Consider the following 676-nt stretch of genomic DNA (forward strand, 5'->3'; position numbering starts at 1 on the left):
CTTCGCGATGCAGGCGTCGGCGTGGGCGTAGCGCCCGTCCGGCCCGAGCACGACGCCGGCGCCGTCGTGCGACTGCACCGTGAAGGCGACGCGCCCGCCCGGGCGCAGCACCCGCGCGATCCCGGCGAGCACGCCCTCGAGCGCGCCGACGTAGATGAAGACGTCGGCCGCGACGCAGAGGTCGGCGGAGGCCGCCGGCGCCTCGGCCAGGAACCCGTCGATCCCCGCCTCGACGAGACGGGCATAGATGCCCTTCCGCCGGGCGAGCGCCAGCATCGCCGGCGCGAGGTCGACGCCGGTGAGCCGTTCGACGCGGGGGCCGAGCGCGGCGCCCATCAGGCCGGTGCCGCAGCCAAGATCGATCGCGTCGCGGTATCGCCGGGGGCCGTCCGCATCGAGTGCCGCGCAGAGCAGCGCCGGGCCGCAATAGCCCAGACCCTCGACGAGGTGGCGCTCGAAGCGTCCGGCATAGCCGTCGAACAGCGCGCGCAGATAGGCCGGCGACAGGACCGGCAGCGCCGCGTCGCCACCGAGGCGCGCGAGGTGGACGAGCATGCCGAGCGTGTCCTCGGGGTCGAGGTCGCGGGCGGTCTCGTAGGCGCGCAACGCCGCCTGGAACAGGCCCGGCTCGGCGGTGCCGGCCGCGGCCCCGGCGGCGTAGCGCGCCTCGCGGGCC

General features: G+C 76.6%; 1 protein-coding gene. It reads right to left on the minus strand.

Features of this window, described 5'->3' with window-relative positions; genetic code table 11:
• Positions 1 to 676 (minus strand): methyltransferase domain-containing protein (locus tag FV230_RS29015; protein WP_147844804.1); only part of this gene is annotated, 676 nt, incomplete at both ends.

It is taken from the genome of Methylobacterium sp. WL6 (assembly GCF_008040095.1).
In the GTDB taxonomy this organism is placed as follows: Bacteria; Pseudomonadota; Alphaproteobacteria; order Rhizobiales; family Beijerinckiaceae; genus Methylobacterium.